The sequence below is a fragment of the Mucilaginibacter psychrotolerans genome (assembly GCF_004519315.1).
Taxonomy (GTDB): domain Bacteria; phylum Bacteroidota; class Bacteroidia; order Sphingobacteriales; family Sphingobacteriaceae; genus Mucilaginibacter; species Mucilaginibacter psychrotolerans.
The window spans coordinates 45,845-62,904 of record NZ_SOZE01000010.1; the positions used below are offsets into that span (position 1 = coordinate 45,845).

Annotated in this window: 20 protein-coding genes; 8 read left to right on the forward strand and 12 right to left on the reverse strand. The window is 45.4% G+C overall.

The features are described from left to right. The 3 genes from E2R66_RS11780 to E2R66_RS11790 are packed head-to-tail and all read right to left on the reverse strand — an operon-like array spanning position 1 to position 2,136. Positions 1–786, reverse strand: coding sequence for a sensor histidine kinase (locus E2R66_RS11780; protein WP_133231012.1), 786 nt, complete (start codon positions 784–786; stop codon positions 1–3). Continuing rightward, complete coding sequence (locus tag E2R66_RS11785; protein ID WP_133231010.1) at positions 783–1,436, reverse strand: hypothetical protein; 654 nt, start codon at positions 1,434–1,436, stop codon at positions 783–785. Before E2R66_RS11785 ends, E2R66_RS11780 begins: the two co-directional genes overlap by 4 nt. Before the next feature lie 37 nt (positions 1,437–1,473). Continuing rightward, entirely contained in the window at positions 1,474–2,136 is a 663-nt protein-coding gene (locus tag E2R66_RS11790) for a hypothetical protein (RefSeq protein ID WP_133231008.1), read from the reverse strand. A gap of 325 nt (positions 2,137–2,461) precedes the next feature. On the opposite strand from E2R66_RS11790, the gene E2R66_RS11795 reads away from it, so the two are divergent. Next, positions 2,462–2,872 carry a hypothetical protein gene (locus E2R66_RS11795; protein ID WP_133231006.1) on the forward strand — a complete coding sequence of 137 codons (411 nt, stop codon included), beginning with the start codon at positions 2,462–2,464 and terminating at the stop codon, positions 2,870–2,872. Between the two features lie 384 nt (positions 2,873–3,256). Here E2R66_RS11795 and E2R66_RS11800 read toward each other — a convergent pair whose 3' ends face one another. The 5 genes from E2R66_RS11800 to E2R66_RS11820 form a co-directional block, all read right to left on the reverse strand. Continuing rightward, positions 3,257–4,252, reverse strand: coding sequence for an MlaD family protein (locus E2R66_RS11800; protein ID WP_133231004.1), 996 nt, complete (start codon positions 4,250–4,252; stop codon positions 3,257–3,259). A 4-nt stretch (positions 4,253–4,256) separates the two neighbouring features. Further along, positions 4,257–4,952 carry an ABC transporter ATP-binding protein gene (locus E2R66_RS11805; protein ID WP_240049309.1) on the reverse strand — a complete coding sequence of 232 codons (696 nt, stop codon included), beginning with the start codon at positions 4,950–4,952 and terminating at the stop codon, positions 4,257–4,259. A gap of 44 nt (positions 4,953–4,996) precedes the next feature. Next, the gene (locus tag E2R66_RS11810; RefSeq protein WP_133231000.1) at positions 4,997–5,761 is read right to left on the reverse strand and encodes an MlaE family ABC transporter permease; all 765 of its coding nucleotides are present in this window, start codon (positions 5,759–5,761) and stop codon (positions 4,997–4,999) included. Positions 5,762–5,812: 51 nt separating this feature from the next. Next, the gene (locus E2R66_RS11815) at positions 5,813–6,244 is read right to left on the reverse strand and encodes a cupin domain-containing protein (protein WP_133230998.1); all 432 of its coding nucleotides are present in this window, start codon (positions 6,242–6,244) and stop codon (positions 5,813–5,815) included. 126 nt (positions 6,245–6,370) lie between these two features. After that, positions 6,371–6,586, reverse strand: coding sequence for an SHOCT domain-containing protein (locus E2R66_RS11820; protein ID WP_192901966.1), 216 nt, complete (start codon positions 6,584–6,586; stop codon positions 6,371–6,373). Positions 6,587–7,257: 671 nt separating this feature from the next. Between E2R66_RS11820 and E2R66_RS11830 the strand changes: the two genes are divergently transcribed. The 4 genes from E2R66_RS11830 to E2R66_RS11840 are packed head-to-tail and all read left to right on the forward strand — an operon-like array spanning position 7,258 to position 10,195. Beyond that, complete coding sequence (locus tag E2R66_RS11830; RefSeq protein ID WP_133230992.1) at positions 7,258–8,253, forward strand: NADP-dependent oxidoreductase; 996 nt, start codon at positions 7,258–7,260, stop codon at positions 8,251–8,253. A gap of 23 nt (positions 8,254–8,276) precedes the next feature. Beyond that, entirely contained in the window at positions 8,277–8,960 is a 684-nt protein-coding gene (locus E2R66_RS11835; protein WP_133230990.1) for a type 1 glutamine amidotransferase domain-containing protein, read from the forward strand. Positions 8,961–8,965: 5 nt separating this feature from the next. Beyond that, positions 8,966–9,130: a hypothetical protein gene (locus E2R66_RS28330; protein ID WP_158288395.1), complete on the forward strand. Its 165-nt coding sequence runs from the start codon at positions 8,966–8,968 to the stop codon at positions 9,128–9,130. Between the two features lie 3 nt (positions 9,131–9,133). Then, entirely contained in the window at positions 9,134–10,195 is a 1,062-nt protein-coding gene (locus E2R66_RS11840; RefSeq protein WP_133230988.1) for a lysylphosphatidylglycerol synthase transmembrane domain-containing protein, read from the forward strand. Here E2R66_RS11840 and E2R66_RS11845 read toward each other — a convergent pair. From E2R66_RS11845 to E2R66_RS11855, 3 genes are read right to left on the reverse strand one after another with little or no spacing between them, the layout of a single operon-like run. Then, entirely contained in the window at positions 10,182–10,436 is a 255-nt protein-coding gene (locus tag E2R66_RS11845) for a hypothetical protein (RefSeq protein WP_133230986.1), read from the reverse strand. The two genes, E2R66_RS11840 and E2R66_RS11845, sit on opposite strands and share 14 nt — an antisense overlap. Before the next feature lie 28 nt (positions 10,437–10,464). Beyond that, positions 10,465–11,538: a zinc-dependent alcohol dehydrogenase family protein gene (locus tag E2R66_RS11850; RefSeq protein ID WP_204985906.1), complete on the reverse strand. Its 1,074-nt coding sequence runs from the start codon at positions 11,536–11,538 to the stop codon at positions 10,465–10,467. A 12-nt stretch (positions 11,539–11,550) separates the two neighbouring features. Beyond that, on the reverse strand, positions 11,551–12,198 hold the full coding sequence (locus E2R66_RS11855; RefSeq protein ID WP_133230984.1) for a BON domain-containing protein: 648 nt from the start codon (positions 12,196–12,198) through the stop codon (positions 11,551–11,553). Between the two features lie 212 nt (positions 12,199–12,410). On the opposite strand from E2R66_RS11855, the gene glgP reads away from it, so the two are divergent. From glgP to E2R66_RS11870, 3 genes are all read left to right on the forward strand, one after another. Next, a complete protein-coding gene (glgP, locus tag E2R66_RS11860; RefSeq protein WP_133230982.1) occupies positions 12,411–14,105 on the forward strand; it encodes an alpha-glucan family phosphorylase in 1,695 nt (564 codons plus the stop codon). A gap of 4 nt (positions 14,106–14,109) precedes the next feature. Further along, positions 14,110–14,871 carry a patatin-like phospholipase family protein gene (locus E2R66_RS11865; protein ID WP_133230979.1) on the forward strand — a complete coding sequence of 254 codons (762 nt, stop codon included), beginning with the start codon at positions 14,110–14,112 and terminating at the stop codon, positions 14,869–14,871. A gap of 80 nt (positions 14,872–14,951) precedes the next feature. Next, a complete protein-coding gene (locus E2R66_RS11870) occupies positions 14,952–16,652 on the forward strand; it encodes an HAD-IIB family hydrolase (RefSeq protein ID WP_133230977.1) in 1,701 nt (566 codons plus the stop codon). Here the strand turns inward: E2R66_RS11870 and E2R66_RS11875 are convergent. Further along, positions 16,649–16,843, reverse strand: coding sequence for a hypothetical protein (locus tag E2R66_RS11875; RefSeq protein ID WP_240049297.1), 195 nt, complete (start codon positions 16,841–16,843; stop codon positions 16,649–16,651). The two genes, E2R66_RS11870 and E2R66_RS11875, sit on opposite strands and share 4 nt — an antisense overlap. Positions 16,844–17,060: the final 217 nt, after the last annotated feature.

The window sequence follows — 17,060 nt, forward strand, 5'->3', positions numbered from 1 at the left end:
TTAGTACCCACAAACACTTAGCTTAGCGATGATACCACTATCGGGCCCGTTGCTATAGCTAAACCGGCCATTCATGGCCCTGGCCCGGGCATCCATACTTATTAGTCCCAAGCCCTGGCCGGCTTCTAAAGTATCGGGGAAACCGATGCCGTCATCTTTAAAGTTAATTATTAAATTTTCATCTAAATAATTAAATTCCAAAAAAATATTGTGCGCCTGCGCATGCTTAATGGTATTATTAATCAACTCTATGATGATACGGTAAATGCCTAATGCAACAGGCCATTTTATAACCGGCCACTCGGCCTCATGCGTAAAAAGAACTTTTATATTGCCAGACTGGTTAATTTGCCAGATAAACGATTCAATTGATTTTACAAGGCCAAAAGTTTCCAGCTGCGGAGGCATGAGTTGGTGACTGATATTGCGGACGCTTGCCATAGCCGACTCCGACAAATCGATGAGATTTTGCACGTTCCTGGAAGTAACCTCGTCGTTTATACCTGCATCGTACTGCTTTTGCCGTATCAACGTGAGGTTCATTTTCATGATAGATATCACGGCCCCTAGTTCGTCATGCAAATCCTGAGCTATACGCTTGCGCTCTTCCTCTTGCACCATAATGCTGTTTTGCAAAAGTTTATCGCGTTGTTTTGCTTCAATTGCGGCCTTTTCAAGCTCAAGCGCCATCAGGTTTTTCTGGAAGTTTTGATACAGCAACACCACGCCTACCGAGATAGTAAAAAGTACAACGGTAAACGGTATGATGACATCAACGAGGTTCATTTTTGTTTAATATGTTTCCAAATAGCTACTATGAAGAAAATATACATCGCTACCGATGCCAGGTCGTTATAAACCCAAATATAATTTACGGTTGCCTCATCGGCATTTTTGATCAGGAAGTTGGAAAAATAGTAAATTAATAAAGTTGTAGAAAAATTGATAAAAATGCCAGAATTAATCAGCGCAACAGTTTTACCCATTGGTACTTGATGCATACCCGAACGGGGATCTAACAGTACTATGAAGGTAAATATCGACAAAATAATCAAAACCAGCGCTTCAACAATAAGTGAGTGAGAATTAAAAGTACTGATGGGCTGTATAAAGGTGCTGTTGACGAAAGAAAATAGCAAGAACAGGGTCATTCCGGTGAAAAATATTTTTTTATCAATATACTTTTCAAGCGACGCGTAATAAAAGTAGGCGAGCAGCGTAAATTCAACAGGAACAGCAATATGCAATAAAAATAAATTGTGCAATTTTAGGTTTGACAATACAAGTTGCAAAATTTGGATACCACTGTTAAAAAGCAGGAAAAGTTTGAACGAGAACAGCTTGCCGTCGAATTTTTTGAAATATATTGCAGCAAATGCCCCGGCCAATAACGGTGGGGCATTTGATGCTATCAGGATAAAGCGGACTACAGACATACCTTATATTTTAATCCAATAATGCTGGTTTTGGTTGTTATTGTACAGAGCAAGGCGGGCAAGGGTTATTTAAGTCAATTTCATATATTTTAACAGTTGTGTCGGATATCGATTTTGATTTTTTGGTATTATTCGCTTTACTTATATGCGTACTTCCATAACGTATATCATAAAACACAGGTTCGGGCCAGCCGTTCTGGAATTGGTACAGCTTTCCGGATTTATCAAAATACAGATCTGCTTTTACAACAAATGTATTTTGTAGAGAATCAAAAACAGCCACAACGGGGTGCGCATAAATTTTTATAACAGGCTTTTCGTTAATTGTATCAATTCCCAGCGTTGTTTTTAGCATGAGCTGTTCACTCTTTGTAATCTTCCACAAAGTATCTATGTTCAAGCCAATGGAGAGTAATACATCAGCACTTCTTATAATACTGCCATCATAGTGCAGACTTGTATCCCCCTTGGCTAAAAACGTTGTTTTTTGAGCCTTAACGACGTCATAAGGCACCAATCTCTTGCTGAAGGAATCAACTGGAATACTGTCTAAAGATAACAAAGAGTCTCTAAAGCTGTTTTTTGCGCTTCCGGTATTTGGTAGGGCGCTATTACCACTTGGCCTTAGTATGATTACTAAAATAAGAGAAACGGTGGATAACGCCAGTAAAAAAATGATCCATTTGTGTTGTAGTTTCATGGTTTTTTGAGTTTAAGTAGCTGATTTGTTTTCCTTTACAATAATACTTATAAAACTAATCTATGAGATTGATGTCAACCGCAGGCTATTGAAAAACAGGTATTTATACCTATGCTATTTGCAAAAACAGGTATAAATATCTATTTGCAATATCACCTATTTATCCTCTTACAGGGCGTTTTAATAAGCTCCAACTTTACAATATCAAAAGCTTTTGTAAAGCGGAGCAGATCCCGCTTAAAAAAACGGCCTCACCTGTAAGGGTAGTTTTTACAGGGGCTAAATCCCGGAAAGCCTAAAAAGAAGGGGATTAACAAAATTTATTATGGCAAATATTGCTATCTCTGCAAATCCTACTACGCAGCAATTTACAATCACCTTAGATCAATGGGAATGGACGAAATTGCAAATAAAAGAAAACGGAGCTTGGGTTAATGTTCCAAAACAATCTGGTGGTGTACAATTCCAGTACACTGGTACAGGGCCTGTACAGTTCAAGGCGGTTGCTAATCACAACATTGTTATCGTAAATGGTCCAACTACGTTGTATATGACGGGGCCAGATAAAAAATCCACCTACATAGCGACTATTAGCTATGGCGATGTTAACTCGGAAATTCATTTACATGGTGTTTTAATCGTTTTGGACGAATACCTGCCGATTGATTTGCCAGGCCCCTTGTTTTTTAGCCAGGGGAGAATGACGGGCGAATTTTATGTTGATGTTGCAAGCTAAATATGTTATTGAAGCCGTTGATTAGCTTCTGAGAAAGCTGGTTTTCTGAAATAAATGGGTTTTAATTTAATGGCGAAACATCCCGGTTGAAATTTCGAATAACGCCGATGGCGGTGTAACGCCGAATTGGATTCAGCAATATCGTTACCAGGTGCTTGTGCCCGGTTTATGCTCCGCCGACGAATGCTACATTTCTATTGAATATTTGAGTCCAGCCTCAGAAGCATAAAAGATCAATGATTTAACCCCACTCCGGCGAGTGGGGTTTTTTTATGTCGTACTTCCTAAGCTTCTGAGCCCGGCAAATCTATCCAAGAATCATTTGTTTAATATAGCCTATAGATACCTCTTCGCGTGTATGATAAAGTGCAAAGCAACAATTGTTTAGTTGGAAAGGGCTTTTGCAGCGGCCGATTTCTTTTTCTCCTGGTCTTTAAAAAATCCTTTAAATAAGAAATTGTGCTTCAAAGCCTCCATATTTTGATTAAAACCATCAGTACCTTTCATCACATTATCCAGCGTAATGCTTATCTTTTTGGCGATGAGTGAATCTTTAAGGAGTGCGTGCAAGGTTCCTTTCCCGTTATTAAGATCATTATTAACCGAGGTTACCATGGTGTTGGCCTGCCGTGTTAGCTGATCGGCATTTTCACTCGCCGACTTTAATTTGATCAAAGCCAGCTTTAAATTAGCTGCCAGCGCAGTGTCTGATAACAGCAAGCCCGCCGTACCCTTACCCTGCTTTATCCGAACGACAAGCTCATTGAGTCCCGCCGTCAAATCGTTGGCATTCCTGCTTGCCTTGTCGATGTTATGGAGCGATGACCTTAAACTGATGCCGATGGTCTTATCGTTTAGTACATCAAAGATGGCACTGCTATCTAATCGAAGCACGGTTGATTTCAGCGCTTCGGAGATGCGGGCAATATTGCTATTTGTTTTAGAAAGCGTCTGTAGCATCTCGTCCGTACTGACCATCTTCTGTACGGCTAGTTCGTCGCCGCTATTCACAGGTTCGCTTGCCAGGTTGATAGGCGTAATGTTGATTACCTTGTTCCCCATCAGTCCTTCGGTACCAATAGCGGCCAATGCGTTTTTGTGTATAAAAGGCTTCACTTTACTGTCGATCTGCATCGCAACCTCAATGGTGGTATCATTCACCATCCGGATACTTTTTACCGTACCGGCCTGTATCCCGGAGAATAGTACATTGTTGCCCTCCATCAGACCGTTCAGATTGGCAAAGCGCACCTTGAGTTCAAAGTCGCTTCCGAAAATATTACGGTTTTTGCCAATCATATAAAAAGCAACCATCATCACCAGTAGGCCAGCCAGTACAAAAAGGCCTAGTTTTATGTTATTTTCTCCCTGTTTTGCCATGATTTTATTCAAAAAATTGTTTGATCTTCTGATCGGTTGCGTGCGCCAGTTCATCATAAGTGCCGTCGGCATAACATTTCCCTTCCAGTAATAAAATGACCCGGTCAGCGATGTTTTTCACACAGTTCATATCATGAGAAATGATGATAGAAGATGTTTGGTATTTCTTCTGTAATTGAAGTATTAACTGGTCAATCTCTCGGGCAGTAACCGGATCCAGGCCCGTAGTTGGTTCATCATACAAAATGATCTCTGGTTTGAGTATTAATGTACGCGCCAGAGCTATCCGTTTCAGCATACCGCCCGACAATTCCGACGGCATCATTTCTGCCGTGTGTTCAAGCGCCACATTGGCCAATGCTTCTTTTACCATCGCATCTACTTCTATTTGTAGCAGGTCTATCCAGTGCCGGCGTAAGGGAAATTCCAGGTTCTCCCGCACGGTCATTGAGTCGTAAAGGGCGTTGACCTGAAAAAGAAAACCTACCTTTGATCTTACCTTGATCAGGTCATCATCATTGAGCATAGTCACATCATCGCCCAGAACGTTGATACTGCCTTTATCTGGTTTCAATAACCCCATGACGCATTTGATGAGCACCGATTTCCATGCGCCGGATTTGCCTAGCACCACCACGTTCTCTTCTTTGTAAACGGTAAGGTTGAAGCCCTGCAAAACGATATTCGGCCCAAACCGCATATATAAATGTTCAATAGTGATGACCGGAACAGCCGCAGGTGCAATCACTGTTCCTTTCTTTTGATCAGTTGAACTATCAGCTGCCTTTGCCGTTTCCATTTCTTTGACAGCACAACGGCCGAGTTGGCAGAATTGCCTACGCCTTGGGTACCTTTTGTCGAGTTAAAACCCTTATAACAGCCAATGAGTCCCACGGCAAAACCAAAGAACAGGGTTTTGATGACAGCCGGTATAATATCGCTGTAGGTTAAACTCTGAAAAACCTGGGCGAAAAAGAACCGCAGGCTGGTAACCGAACTGATGTTTACACCGATATAAGCACCAAATAAGGAAATGGCATCGCTAAGCAGGGTGAGTATCGGCAGCATAAAAGTAGTGGCAACCACGCGGGTTGCCACTAAATATTTGAATGGGTTAGTTCCGCTAACTTCCATCGCGTCGATCTGTTCGGTAACCTTCATCGATCCCAGCTCAGCCCCGATACTACTGCCGATTTTACCGGCAAAGATGAGGGCAGTGATAACCGGCCCTATCTCCCGCACAATGGCGATGCCAACCATTACCGGCAATTTAGATTGTACCCCGTAACTAACCAGCGATGGCCGCAACTGCATGGTGAGCACCAGCCCCATAATAAAGCCGGTTAACCCTACCAGCGGAAAGGATTTATAGCCAATGAGATAGCATTGGGATAGCAATTCTTTAATCTCAAACCGTGGTTTTATCCCATGAGAAAAAAAGTGCCCCGTAAACCTGGATATTTTTCCGGTTTGTTCCAGGAAATCTGTGGTATCGGTTTTTAGTGACATAATTTATAACGGAAATTGAACAGTTTAAGACAGGGCATCAATTGGGCTTACTTATTCTGTTGTAGCTCCGTCAAATTTTTCAGGATTGTCTTCCGCTTCTTTTTTGGTAACACGTAAAATGCCGTCTTTATGATTAGGCGGGCCGTATATGGTGTACATTTTCAATTCGTTCTTCCCGTCAGTATTAATTACGTTATGTTTTGCGCCGGCAGGTACTACTATGGCATCCCCGTTTTTAACTTCGTACACGTTGCCGTTGATGATGCATCTGCCGCTGCCGCTCTCAAAGCGGAAGAACTGGTCATTGGCATTATGGATCTCTTCGCCGATGTCTTCACCCGGCTTCAGGCTCATGAGTACCACTTGTAAATGATTGCTGGTGTATAAAACGCTACGGAAACTGCTGTTTTCAAGCACTTCGTTTTCGATATTGGCGCTAAAGCCCTTCATGGGCGTTGTGTACACATCTTCACTGTTTTTCATAGGATTGATTTATAAATTAGTTTAATAGATGCCGGATGCATTAGGTATGCCTGATCGCATCGATCTCGATAAGATTCTTTCGTTGATGATATCACAGGATTCCGTCTGTTTCCAGCGGGTTTTAGTCTAAATATCTGCTAGAATGATCTTTTTTCGTTCCTCATAATCGGCTTTATCGATCTCACCGGAGGCCAGTCGTCTTTGCAGAATATCTAAAGGGTTGTTTTTTTTATTCCGCTGGAAAGGGATATCATAAGGCGTGGCGAAGATCCAGAACAGTAACATGATCCATACGCACCACCAGATAAAATCCATTCCCCAAAAGTTGTTGTAGTAAAACATGATGTTGATATTTTAAAAAGTTTATTAATAACACAGCAAATCTGGCTTCTTTGGGCCACCGGTATGTTATGTAATTCTTTAAATTAATTACATCATTCACACCTGATACAGGTTTTGATAAGGTGTGAATGATGTAAGCTATAAACAGTTTTGTGTAATGGTTCAGTAGCAGCTATTGGCCACTTTTACACTTTATTCTGCATAAGCTAATGGTGGTTATTTTATGGTGTATCTGTCTCTCTGCACGATCCCGCTAGAAGTTTTCTTCCGGACTTTGGGTGTCGGGTAGCCGAAGAAACGACGATGAAATACTTCACCGATAGCCATATAAGGCAACTGAGGGCGTTGATCCGGGAACCCACCCGGGTGGGTTGTGCAGAAAATCAATAGAACGGATAGTTTATGAGTTATGAAATGATAACAACCGGTGACACCGGCGGGGTCGAATTTCTGCACATCACTTCAACCGTTTTCAGGAAATGGAAAGTCTGGCGTGTACAGTTTCACGACGGCAAGGAAACTTTTCTGTTTAAATGCGGTAACGAATGGTGGTGCTGGAGCAGATGCTATCTAAACAAAACAGCTGTAAGAGCTGTTGAGGAATGCATAGAGGCGATCATTATCAGGAAGCAGCTGCAGGCTATTTTTAAATTTACTATTAATTAACGTACATGAATAAAGTAATTGTATTATACAGACGACCGGCCGGGAAACCAGTTCCCGGCGATTTTAAAACCAACATCGAAGAGATCCCGATAGCCGACAATGGTGAAGTGTTACTGAAAACGCGATACGTTTCGGTAGACCCGTACCTGCGCGGTCGGATGAACGACACGGACTCATATGTAGCCCCCTTTGAGTTAGATAAACCCTTACAGTCGGGCATCATTGCCGAAGTTATCGATTCCAAACACACGCAGTTCAAAATCGGGGATATGGTTTTGGGTAACCTTAGTTGGAAAGAGTATCAGGTTTCAGACGGTGTCGGCCTCCGTATCATACCACCAGATCCCGAGTATATAACCGCCTACCTAGGCGTGCTGGGAATGACCGGCCTCACGGCCTATACCGGACTAACCCGCATTGGCAAACCGAAAACAGGTGAGACCCTGGTGGTTTCGGGCGCAGCGGGTGCTGTAGGTAGTATCGTCGGGCAGATAGGTAAGATACTTGGTTGCCGCGTGGTGGGCTTAGCGGGTTCTGAGGAGAAAGTTGAACTGCTCACATCCAGATTTCATTTTGATGTAGCTATCAACTATAAAACTGAGCCGGACCTGAGCGCCGCGCTTAAAACTGCCTGCCCCAATGGGGTCGATATTTATTTTGATAATGTTGGCGGCAGCATATCTGATGCCGTACTAAATCAAATCAACAAGTATGCGCGGGTACCTGTGTGCGGCGCCATTTCATTGTATAATGATGCAGCGCCGGCAATGGGTCCGTATATACAGCCTGTGCTGGTTAAAAAGAGCGCGCTAATGCACGGTTTCCTGGTATCCGACTTTGCCGATCAATTCAATGAAGCCACCGTGCAGCTCACGGCCTGGCTAAAAGCCGGCAAGCTTACCTACCATGAAACCATTGTGGAAGGGTTTGATCATATCCCCAACGCCTTCATCGGGTTGTTTGAGGGCCGCAACGAAGGCAAAATGATTGTGAAAATTTAAATAATAACTAATAATAAGCTTACATGAAAGTATTAATGGTACTCACCTCCCACAGCGAATTGGGAAACACCGGCAAGAAGACCGGATTTTGGGTTGAAGAGTTTGCAGCCCCTTATTATGTATTGGCGGATGCCGGTGCCGAAATAACGCTGGCATCGCCAAAAGGCGGGCAGCCACCGATTGATCCAAAAAGCGAAGACCCTGACGCGCAAACTGCCGCAACCCGCAGGTTTGATCAGGACAAAGCGCTTAAAGAACGGCTGGCAAACACGCTACCGCTGAATAGCGTTAATGAAATGCACTACGATGCCGTTTTCTATCCAGGCGGCCATGGACCACTGTGGGACCTGGCAAATGATACAGACTCCATCGCCCTCATCGAAAATTTTTATGCGCATCATAAGCCTGTTGCTTTGGTTTGCCATGCACCGGGTGTACTCATGAAAGTAAAACGCACCGACGGAAGCGCTTTGGTTAAAGATAAAGCGGTAACAGGCTTCTCTAACACGGAGGAAGAAGCGGTTCAACTGACGGCCATTGTTCCCTTCCTGGTGGAAGACGAATTGAAGAAACTGGGCGGGGTTTACAGTAAGGGGCCCGACTGGCAATCTTATGTGAAACAGGATGGCCTGCTGATTACTGGTCAAAACCCGGCATCTTCGGAAGAAGCCGCGAAACTTTTATTAAAAGCTTTAGCCAAATCCTAACAGCCATGGATGCCCAAACAACACCGGAAGGATATGACTGGCAGCCCGGCAACACAGGCGTATCTCAGCTATCTTCTTCCGGTGCAAAAGGGCAGGGCGGGCAAGTATTTAGTTGGAGCGGATGCCGCAGCTTAAGGCGGGATTTTATCATGCTGGCGATACGCTCATAAAAGATGACAACACTCGCCAAACCTGTAGTAAACAGCACAAAACCAATTAAGTTCTTTTCGCCATCACGGATTATTTTTTATGCCTTCGCACTGCTGGTCTTTTATTTCGCGCTGCATTACATTGGCAAACTGAAAGATATCAGGGATCTGATGCTGCAAATGAGCCCGGTTTGGCTTTTCTTAACTCTGGGCGCGCAGATTGCTACTTATATTATTAGTGCGTTCATCCTACAGGGCCTTATCCGCAGCCACCCCGGTTCGGCAGATCTGCGTTCGCTTTTTAAAATGTCCATCGTTATTATGTTTGTTAACCAGGCCCTGCCTACCGGGGGTATCAGCGGCAATGGCTATCTTTTTAAACAATTGACCAGGCGCCAGGTTCCGCGGCATACCGCATTTACTGCCCTGGTACTGCAAACAATCGGCTTTTATTTTGCCATCATGTTATTGTTGGCCGTTTTTTACAGCTGGTATCTCATCTTCCAAGTACACGTGGCTGCGACGATCAACTATGTGGTATTACTTGGATTTGTATTTTACAGCGCACTTACCTGCCTGGTGCTGTTGCTGTATAACAGGAGCACCGTGTTGTTTATTCTTCGGAAATTAAGCAGGTATAACTGGATTAAACGTTACCTCAGAAAAGCGGGACTGCTTTCCCTGCAGAGCGAAAGCGAACGCTCCTTTCAGATGCTGTTCAATAACAGGAAAGTGCTCATGAAAACTGTGTTTTTTCAACTGGTAATTATTTTTTGCGATGTGCTAACCGTGTACGCGCTGGTGAAGGGATTCCATATCCCCATGTCTTTCGGGCTGGTGACGTTCGCCTTATTATTATCACTGGTTATCGGTGCATTGCCCATTTCTCCAGGTTCGCTTATTGTTTACGAAAGCGCAATGACCTATTTTTTTACCAAATTAGGCGCACCTGTTCATGCGGCACTTATCATTACGCTGCTTTACCGGTTCTTTACCTTTTGGCTGCCTATACCCGTCGGTCTTATCTTATACAGAAATTTGGACAGATCCGGCGAACCCCGCCCCGCCGTAACTAAGCAGCTTTAATCTTGCTGATCTCTGCCATCAGTTCAAGCGCATCGTGTTTGCACTGGTCTATCATTTCGGCTGCAATGTATGGCTGCCTGGTCTTTACCTTTATATTGGCTTCGAACGCAAAAAACTCCATCTCGCGGTTTTTAAATTCTTGCGTGGTATAACCAATAGCGTTGCCGCTAAGTTCAATCTCCTTTTTTTTCAAAGCTAAAGCCGCTTTCACTTCGTTAACAATGGCTTCTATTTCTTTCATCTGATTTGTAGTTTAAGTTTGGCGGTCCTTACATCACCAGTACTGCCGCCCCGTTCAGCCCGCCATTGCGCGTTGCGGCCAATGCTTCATTCGCCTGCCGCAGGGGAAACAGGCGGGTCTCGGTTTTAACTTCAATTTTGGCGATTAACGCAAAAAAATCATCACCATCTTTACGGGTAAGGTTGGCTACCGAACGGATGCTCCGTTCTTCCCAAAGCAATTTGTAGGGGAACGAAGGTATGTCGCTCATGTGTATCCCGCCGCATATTACCGGGCAGCCTTTGTCGATATCTGCCAGGGCCTTCGGGATAAGTTCGCCCACGGCCGCAAAAATGATGGCTGCATCCAGGGTAACAGGCGGTGCCTCGGTCGAGCCTCCTGCCCATACAGCGCCCATACGGGTTGCAAAAGCTTGTGCCTGCAAGTCGCCATCCCGGGTAAATGCGTAAATCTCTTTACCCTGCGATCTGGCGATCTGGATGAGGATATGCGCTGCTGCGCCAAATCCATAAAACCCGATTCGCTTTGCCGCTGAATTAATCATTTGGTAAGAACGGTAACCGATAAGACCCGCGCAAAGCAAGGGCGCCGCTGCAGGATGCCCGTACTGCGGCGACAGATGGAAGCAATATTTCTGAAATGCAACCGTATATTCGGCATAACCACCATCAATGGTATAGCCGGTAAAAAGCGCATTTTCACAAAGGTTTTCCTGGTCTCTAAGACAATATTTACAATGGCCGCAGGTATAGCCCAGCCAGGGTATACCAATCAGATCGCCTATTTGCAGGGAAGTTACCTTGCTGCCAACCTGCGCTATAGTGCCAATGATCTCATGGCCCGGTATCAGCGGCAGTTTGGGTTTGGGGAGTTCGCTGTCCATGATGTGCAGGTCGGTACGGCATACGCCGCAGGCGATTATCCTGACGAGGACCTGTTCTTCATTTGGTACAGGTATGGGCATGGTTTTGCAAACGAGCGGCTGGCCTGCTGCTTCCATAACCATGGCCTGCATAGTTTTGGGCAGGGGAGACCGTTCCGCCTGTTCTTTCAGCGAGTTGCTGGTGCTGCTGCCTTGTCCCTTCAAATTGTTGTTTTTCATTTTTATCCTGATTTATCCAACGATCAGTTCGTTTTTGACTAACATCACGCCAGGGGTGTTCCAGGCGATCTTTTCCGCTTCTTCTTTCTGGTAATAAGACTGCACCGTTCCATTCAACGTGATAGTATTCGCTTCAATGTTAACCCGTATGTTTTGGTCAACAGTAGCGGAGTAGCGTAAAAGGGCGTGTTCAATGGTTCGTTTTTCCAGTGCCGCCGCTGTTTCAGGGGCGATAACGAGGTTGTTTGTGAAAACTTTTACACCCGCCACGCTGCCCACCGATTTTTTGGCATCTTGCTTTTGAAAGTTATGGCATACTTCGCCATCCAGCGTAACATGCCCTTCTTCCACCTTAACCTTTATCCGGTCCAGGGGCACCCAGTTTAGCTTCAGATATGCCAATACATTTTTAGCTATTTCCTCGTCGGCCACTTCGTCGTTACTTGCTATCTCCACCGTAATATGTTCAACAATCGCTTTGACACCATCAATGCTTTTAGTTATGTTTTCCGTGTGGATCTTATCCAGATAGCGCTTAACCACGCCCGATAGGGTGACCATGCCTTCGTGTACCTGCACCATAACCGCTGCGCTTTTCAGCGTTGGGTCTAATTTGATGGCATCCTGAATATTTTTTAGTAAATCCCGGTCATTCTTCATTTGTTTGGTGAGCGTTGGTGAAAAGTGAAGTTCCGCTTAAAGCGGGCGCTGCTGTTATGCAATTCTATATTTTAGTTACATCATTCACACCCTGTGCCCTGCCGTGGCCAACGCCGGTTCGCCTTGCCCCGGGGTGTTTATAGTGATGTGCATCACCAAAGCTATTGACCACCATCATTAATGGCCGGCAGTTAATCACCTAATTTTGCGGTATGGCTATCAGCAGAAAAGATTTGTTCGGGTACACCCCCGACCCGGCATACGCATTGCCCGTTGCGTATTTTTCCATGGAGTTTGCTATCGATCAGGCGCTGAAGATCTATAGCGGCGGGCTGGGATTTCTCTCAGGATCACACCTCAGAAGCGCATTTGAATTGAAACAAAATCTGATTGGTATAGGTATTTTATGGAAATACGGTTATTACGACCAGCAAAGAGACCGTAACGGGTTTATGAAACCCGGTTTCGTAGAGAAGGAATATTCATTTCTGCAAGATACCGGCATCCTGTTCACCATAACCGTGCATAACGCGCCGGTTCAGGTGCGTGCTTTTCTGCTCCGTCCCGAAACCTTCGGCACCGCGCCGTTGTTTTTGCTGAGCACAGATATCCCGGAAAATGACGAAGAATCACGTTCTATTACGCATTGTCTTTATGATGCCAACGAGGCCACGCGTATTGCTCAAAGTATGGTTTTAGGTATCGGCGGCGGAATGCTGCTTGATCTATTGGAACTTACGCCAGCTATCTATCATCTTAATGAAGGGCACGGCGTGGCGCTGAATTTCTACCTGTATGAAAAACATAAGACCCTGGCGGAGGTGCGTAAGCGGGTAGTATTTACCACCCACACGCCCGAAACAGCAGGCAACGAAGAACACAGCTTTGAACTGCTCGGGGAGATGTCTTTTTTCTATCACCTAAGTATACAGGAGGTTCGCTCGCTTTTAAAAATGGAAACCTTTAATTATACACTTGCTGCCCTGAAGTTTGCCCGTAAGGCTAACGGCGTTTCCAAATTACATGGCGAAATAGCGCGTAAAATGTGGGCCGGATATGAAGGGGTTTGTGAGATCACGTCGATCACTAACGCGCAAAATAAAAACTATTGGGTGGATGAAGTGATCGGGCAGGCCATCGCTCAAAACGACCGCCCGGCTTTCAATTCACGTAAAACAGCACTCAAAAAACAATTGTTCAAAATAGTGGCAGACCAATGCGGTATGCTTTTTGATGAACGCAAGCTGACGATTGTTTGGGCCCGGAGATTTGCAGGTTACAAACGCGCAGACCTGATGATGCAGGATTGGGATCGATTTCTGAAACTGATTGGGAACACCCAATATCCGGTACAGGTTATCTGGGCGGGTAAACCCTATCCCGAAGATGCGGAAGGCATTGCGCTGTTCAACCAGATCATTGGTAAAGCCAGGCCGTTGGCCAATTGTGCCGTACTAATCGGCTACGAACTGGCTTTATCAGCTTCCCTTAAAAAAGGTGCCGACGTTTGGCTCAATAATCCACGGATGTATCATGAAGCCTCGGGTACGAGCGGGATGACCGCCGCCATGAATGGCGCGGTTAATTTATCGATGCCTGATGGCTGGGTGCCGGAATTTGCCAGGGACGGTGAAAACTGTTTCCTGATCCCAACCGCGATTAAGGAACAGCCGGTGGAGCAAATGGACCGCGATGAAAACAGCAATTTGATGGCTACGCTGGAAAAAACGGTATTACCCGCTTATTATACCAAACCTGATCAATGGTTTAATATGGTTAAGCAAGCAGCTGCGGATGTGGATCCGGCGTTTGAATCGGCCCGGATGGTGCGGCAATATTATGAATTGATGTACAAGACAGTTCTGCCGGAAGAAACTAAAGAACAGATGCAGCTGGCCTTTGAATAAGATAATGAATAATATAGGTTTGGTACTTTCTGGTGGCGGTGCGAGAGGAATCTCCCATCTCGGCGTGTTGCAGGGACTGGAAGAAATGGGTATCAGCGTAAAGATCATATCTGGCGCCAGCGCCGGTGCAGTGATTGGCGCGCTTTATGCTGCGGGTTATACCCCAGGGGAAATATTAAGTCTTGCGAAAGCTCATACGCCCAGGAGTTTGATAGCTGCTGTAATGAGTTCCGGCGGCCTTTTCTCACCGCAGGTTTTAAAAGGTGTATTGATCGAAGCTATACCGCAAAATAGTTTTGAGTCTTTGAAAACCCCGTTAATGGTAACGGCTACTGATTTAGCCAACTGCAGCAGCATCACTTTCTCTGCGGGTGTGCTGCATGAGGTACTGGTTGGCTCGGCGGCGATCCCGGCCCTGTTCGAACCTGTTGTTTTGGAACAACGGCTGCTGGTAGACGGCGGCGTGTGCAATAATTTCCCGGCAGATTGCCTGTCGGGTAAATGCGATAAGATCATCGGATCTCATGTAAATAAACTGCTGAATAGTAGCGGCGGGAAATTGTCAAGGCTTCAGGTGTTGGAACGTTGTTTCCATTTGGCAATTGCAGAAAAGGTTGCCGCCCAGGCCAAATATTGTGATGTTTTGATAGAGCCGCTGCTGCCTCACTATAATATGTTTGAAATGAAACATGCAGACGAGATTTTCGACATCGGCTACAACGCAGTAATGGCGCAAAAGGAAAGTGTTTTGCAGCTGGCTGATTGATAGAATCATAGGGTCAGCTTTTGGCGGTTAGCTTTCCGCGACCGGCAACAAACGATATTTACACTAATCAGCAGGCATTGATGCGCTATCATATACTAACAACGGATTACGACGGCACGCTTGCAGAGGATGAAATGGTCTCCGAAGCTACCCTGCAGGCGCTGGTTAGGCTTAAAGCCACCGGGAGGACGCTCATTTTGGTCACCGGTCGGGAGCTGTATCAACTACAGTTGATCTTTTCGGAGTACACCATATTTGATCTGATCGTTGCGGAAAACGGTGCGCTCATCTACGATCCTCGCACGCTGAAAAAGATATTATTGGGTGAACGCCCGCCTGAGGCATTTATTCAGGCGCTAAAAGACCAAGGCATTCCGCTTTCGGTCGGCGAGGTTATTGTCGCAACCTGGGAACCGCATCAGCAACTGGTGCTGGAAGCCATTAAAGCAGCCGGGCTGGAGCATCAACTGATATTTAACAAAGGCGCAATCATGATTCTGCCCCCCGGCGTTAACAAAGCCACCGGCCTGCATCAGGCACTTAAAGAACTGCACATGTCTGAACACAACACGGTAGCTGTGGGTGATGCGGAAAACGATAACGCAATGCTGCAGGCGGCCGAGTGCGCCGTTGCCGTGGGTAATGCCCTGCCACAGTTAATGGCTAATGCAGACTGGACAACTAAGGGCCAGCGTGGCGAAGGCGTTGCCGAGTTGATTGGCCAGATGATGCGGGATGACCTGGCCATGCTGGATACAAAATTATCAAGGCACTACCTCGAAATAGGTGAAAAAATTGATGGTGCCGAATTTAAGATAAGCCCGTACGGAAATAATATTTTACTGGCAGGTACATCAGGCTGTGGCAAAACTACGCTGGCAGCTGCCTTTATAGAAAAGCTTATAAAAGGGAAGTACCAATTTTGCTTGATTGATCCGGAAGGCGACTACCAGGACCTTGCCGGTGCCATTACCATCGGCGACGGAAGCCACGCCCCGCTGATCGATCATGTGGTAAGAGTGCTCAGTATTCCCGCAGAAAATGCCATCGTTTCTTTCCTGGCAATACCATTGACGGAACGTCCTGTTTATTTCAAAAAGTTGCAGGTCGCCTTGTCAGCTCTGCGAAAACAAAGTGGTCACCCTCATTTTATCATCATCGATGAGGCGCATCATTTGCTGCCAAAAGATAACACGGAAAGCTTTAATGATTTTCCTGAAGATTTCACCAATGTGTTTGCCATTACCACGCAGCCGGCACTGCTTTGCCCCGACTTTTTAAAGCGGATCAATATCATGCTGGCGATGGGAGAAACGCCCGCACAGCAGATTGCTGAATTTGCCGCAATTTCCGGTGACGCGCTAGCCTTGCCGGATCTTCCTGAACTTCACAAAAGGGATGTGCTGGTCTGGCAAAAAGAAACGTGTGGTTTCACTGTCATCAACGGCATTGAGCCGGGTAAATTTCTGATGCGGCATAAGCGCAAGTATGCCAGCGGCGACATGTACGCCAATAGTTTTTATTTTACCGGTCCAGCAAAGCGGCTTAACCTGAAAGCCAATAACCTGATGATCTTTATACAGATGGCGGCTGGTATAGATGACGAAACCTGGCTATACCACCTGCACAGGCACGATTACTCAAAATGGTTTCTGAATGCCGTTAAAGACCCTAAACTTTCCAGGGGTGCTGAGGCAATCGAAAATAATGAACCCAATGCGGATCTGTCAAGGAAGGCGATCTTCAGCCTGATCCTCAACAGGTACACGCTTTCTGCTTAGTGTGAATTATGTAAGTTATCCACAGAGTTATGCCCTTCACCGCTGTCAAATGGCATGATGCTGATACTGCCCGTTGATTTCCTGATGATGGTTTTAATAACTACCGAATTGGGTACATATTCAATGATCTCCACAATAATATGTGCCTTTCCAGTTTTCAGTTCGGCAGGGTCTGCTTTCTTATAGTCCATAATAGTAGATTTTAATTGATAGCTGTCCATTTCCATAAACCTAATTTGACTTCCAGGTAGCCGATATCCTGTTTCTTTTTGAGAAATGATTACCGCTCAAGGCTAGCGAATAAAGGTGGATATTGTTAAAGGCAAACCGTTACACAACTCCATCAATAAGTTGCATCATTCACACATTGGCCTTAAAAAGCCGATCACGGCTTTCGCCGCTTACTTT

Coding starts and splice junctions, on each gene's coding strand:
- E2R66_RS11840 (WP_133230988.1), top strand. CDS start 9,134: ATGACAACACTCGCCAAACCTGTAGTAAACAGCACAAAACCAATTAAG.
- E2R66_RS11850 (WP_204985906.1), bottom strand. CDS start 11,538: ATGAAAAACAACAATTTGAAGGGACAAGGCAGCAGCACCAGCAACTCG.
- E2R66_RS11865 (WP_133230979.1), top strand. CDS start 14,110: ATGAATAATATAGGTTTGGTACTTTCTGGTGGCGGTGCGAGAGGAATC.
- E2R66_RS11785 (WP_133231010.1), bottom strand. CDS start 1,436: ATGTCTGTAGTCCGCTTTATCCTGATAGCATCAAATGCCCCACCGTTA.
- E2R66_RS11820 (WP_192901966.1), bottom strand. CDS start 6,586: ATGTTTTACTACAACAACTTTTGGGGAATGGATTTTATCTGGTGGTGC.
- E2R66_RS11830 (WP_133230992.1), top strand. CDS start 7,258: ATGAATAAAGTAATTGTATTATACAGACGACCGGCCGGGAAACCAGTT.
- E2R66_RS28330 (WP_158288395.1), top strand. CDS start 8,966: ATGGATGCCCAAACAACACCGGAAGGATATGACTGGCAGCCCGGCAAC.
- E2R66_RS11855 (WP_133230984.1), bottom strand. CDS start 12,198: ATGAAGAATGACCGGGATTTACTAAAAAATATTCAGGATGCCATCAAA.
- E2R66_RS11810 (WP_133231000.1), bottom strand. CDS start 5,761: ATGTCACTAAAAACCGATACCACAGATTTCCTGGAACAAACCGGAAAA.
- glgP (WP_133230982.1), top strand. CDS start 12,411: ATGGCTATCAGCAGAAAAGATTTGTTCGGGTACACCCCCGACCCGGCA.
- E2R66_RS11780 (WP_133231012.1), bottom strand. CDS start 786: ATGAACCTCGTTGATGTCATCATACCGTTTACCGTTGTACTTTTTACT.
- E2R66_RS11795 (WP_133231006.1), top strand. CDS start 2,462: ATGGCAAATATTGCTATCTCTGCAAATCCTACTACGCAGCAATTTACA.
- E2R66_RS11815 (WP_133230998.1), bottom strand. CDS start 6,244: ATGAAAAACAGTGAAGATGTGTACACAACGCCCATGAAGGGCTTTAGC.
- E2R66_RS11875 (WP_240049297.1), bottom strand. CDS start 16,843: ATGGACTATAAGAAAGCAGACCCTGCCGAACTGAAAACTGGAAAGGCA.
- E2R66_RS11870 (WP_133230977.1), top strand. CDS start 14,952: ATGCGCTATCATATACTAACAACGGATTACGACGGCACGCTTGCAGAG.
- E2R66_RS11845 (WP_133230986.1), bottom strand. CDS start 10,436: ATGAAAGAAATAGAAGCCATTGTTAACGAAGTGAAAGCGGCTTTAGCT.
- E2R66_RS11800 (WP_133231004.1), bottom strand. CDS start 4,252: ATGGCAAAACAGGGAGAAAATAACATAAAACTAGGCCTTTTTGTACTG.
- E2R66_RS11790 (WP_133231008.1), bottom strand. CDS start 2,136: ATGAAACTACAACACAAATGGATCATTTTTTTACTGGCGTTATCCACC.
- E2R66_RS11835 (WP_133230990.1), top strand. CDS start 8,277: ATGAAAGTATTAATGGTACTCACCTCCCACAGCGAATTGGGAAACACC.
- E2R66_RS11805 (WP_240049309.1), bottom strand. CDS start 4,952: ATGCGGTTTGGGCCGAATATCGTTTTGCAGGGCTTCAACCTTACCGTT.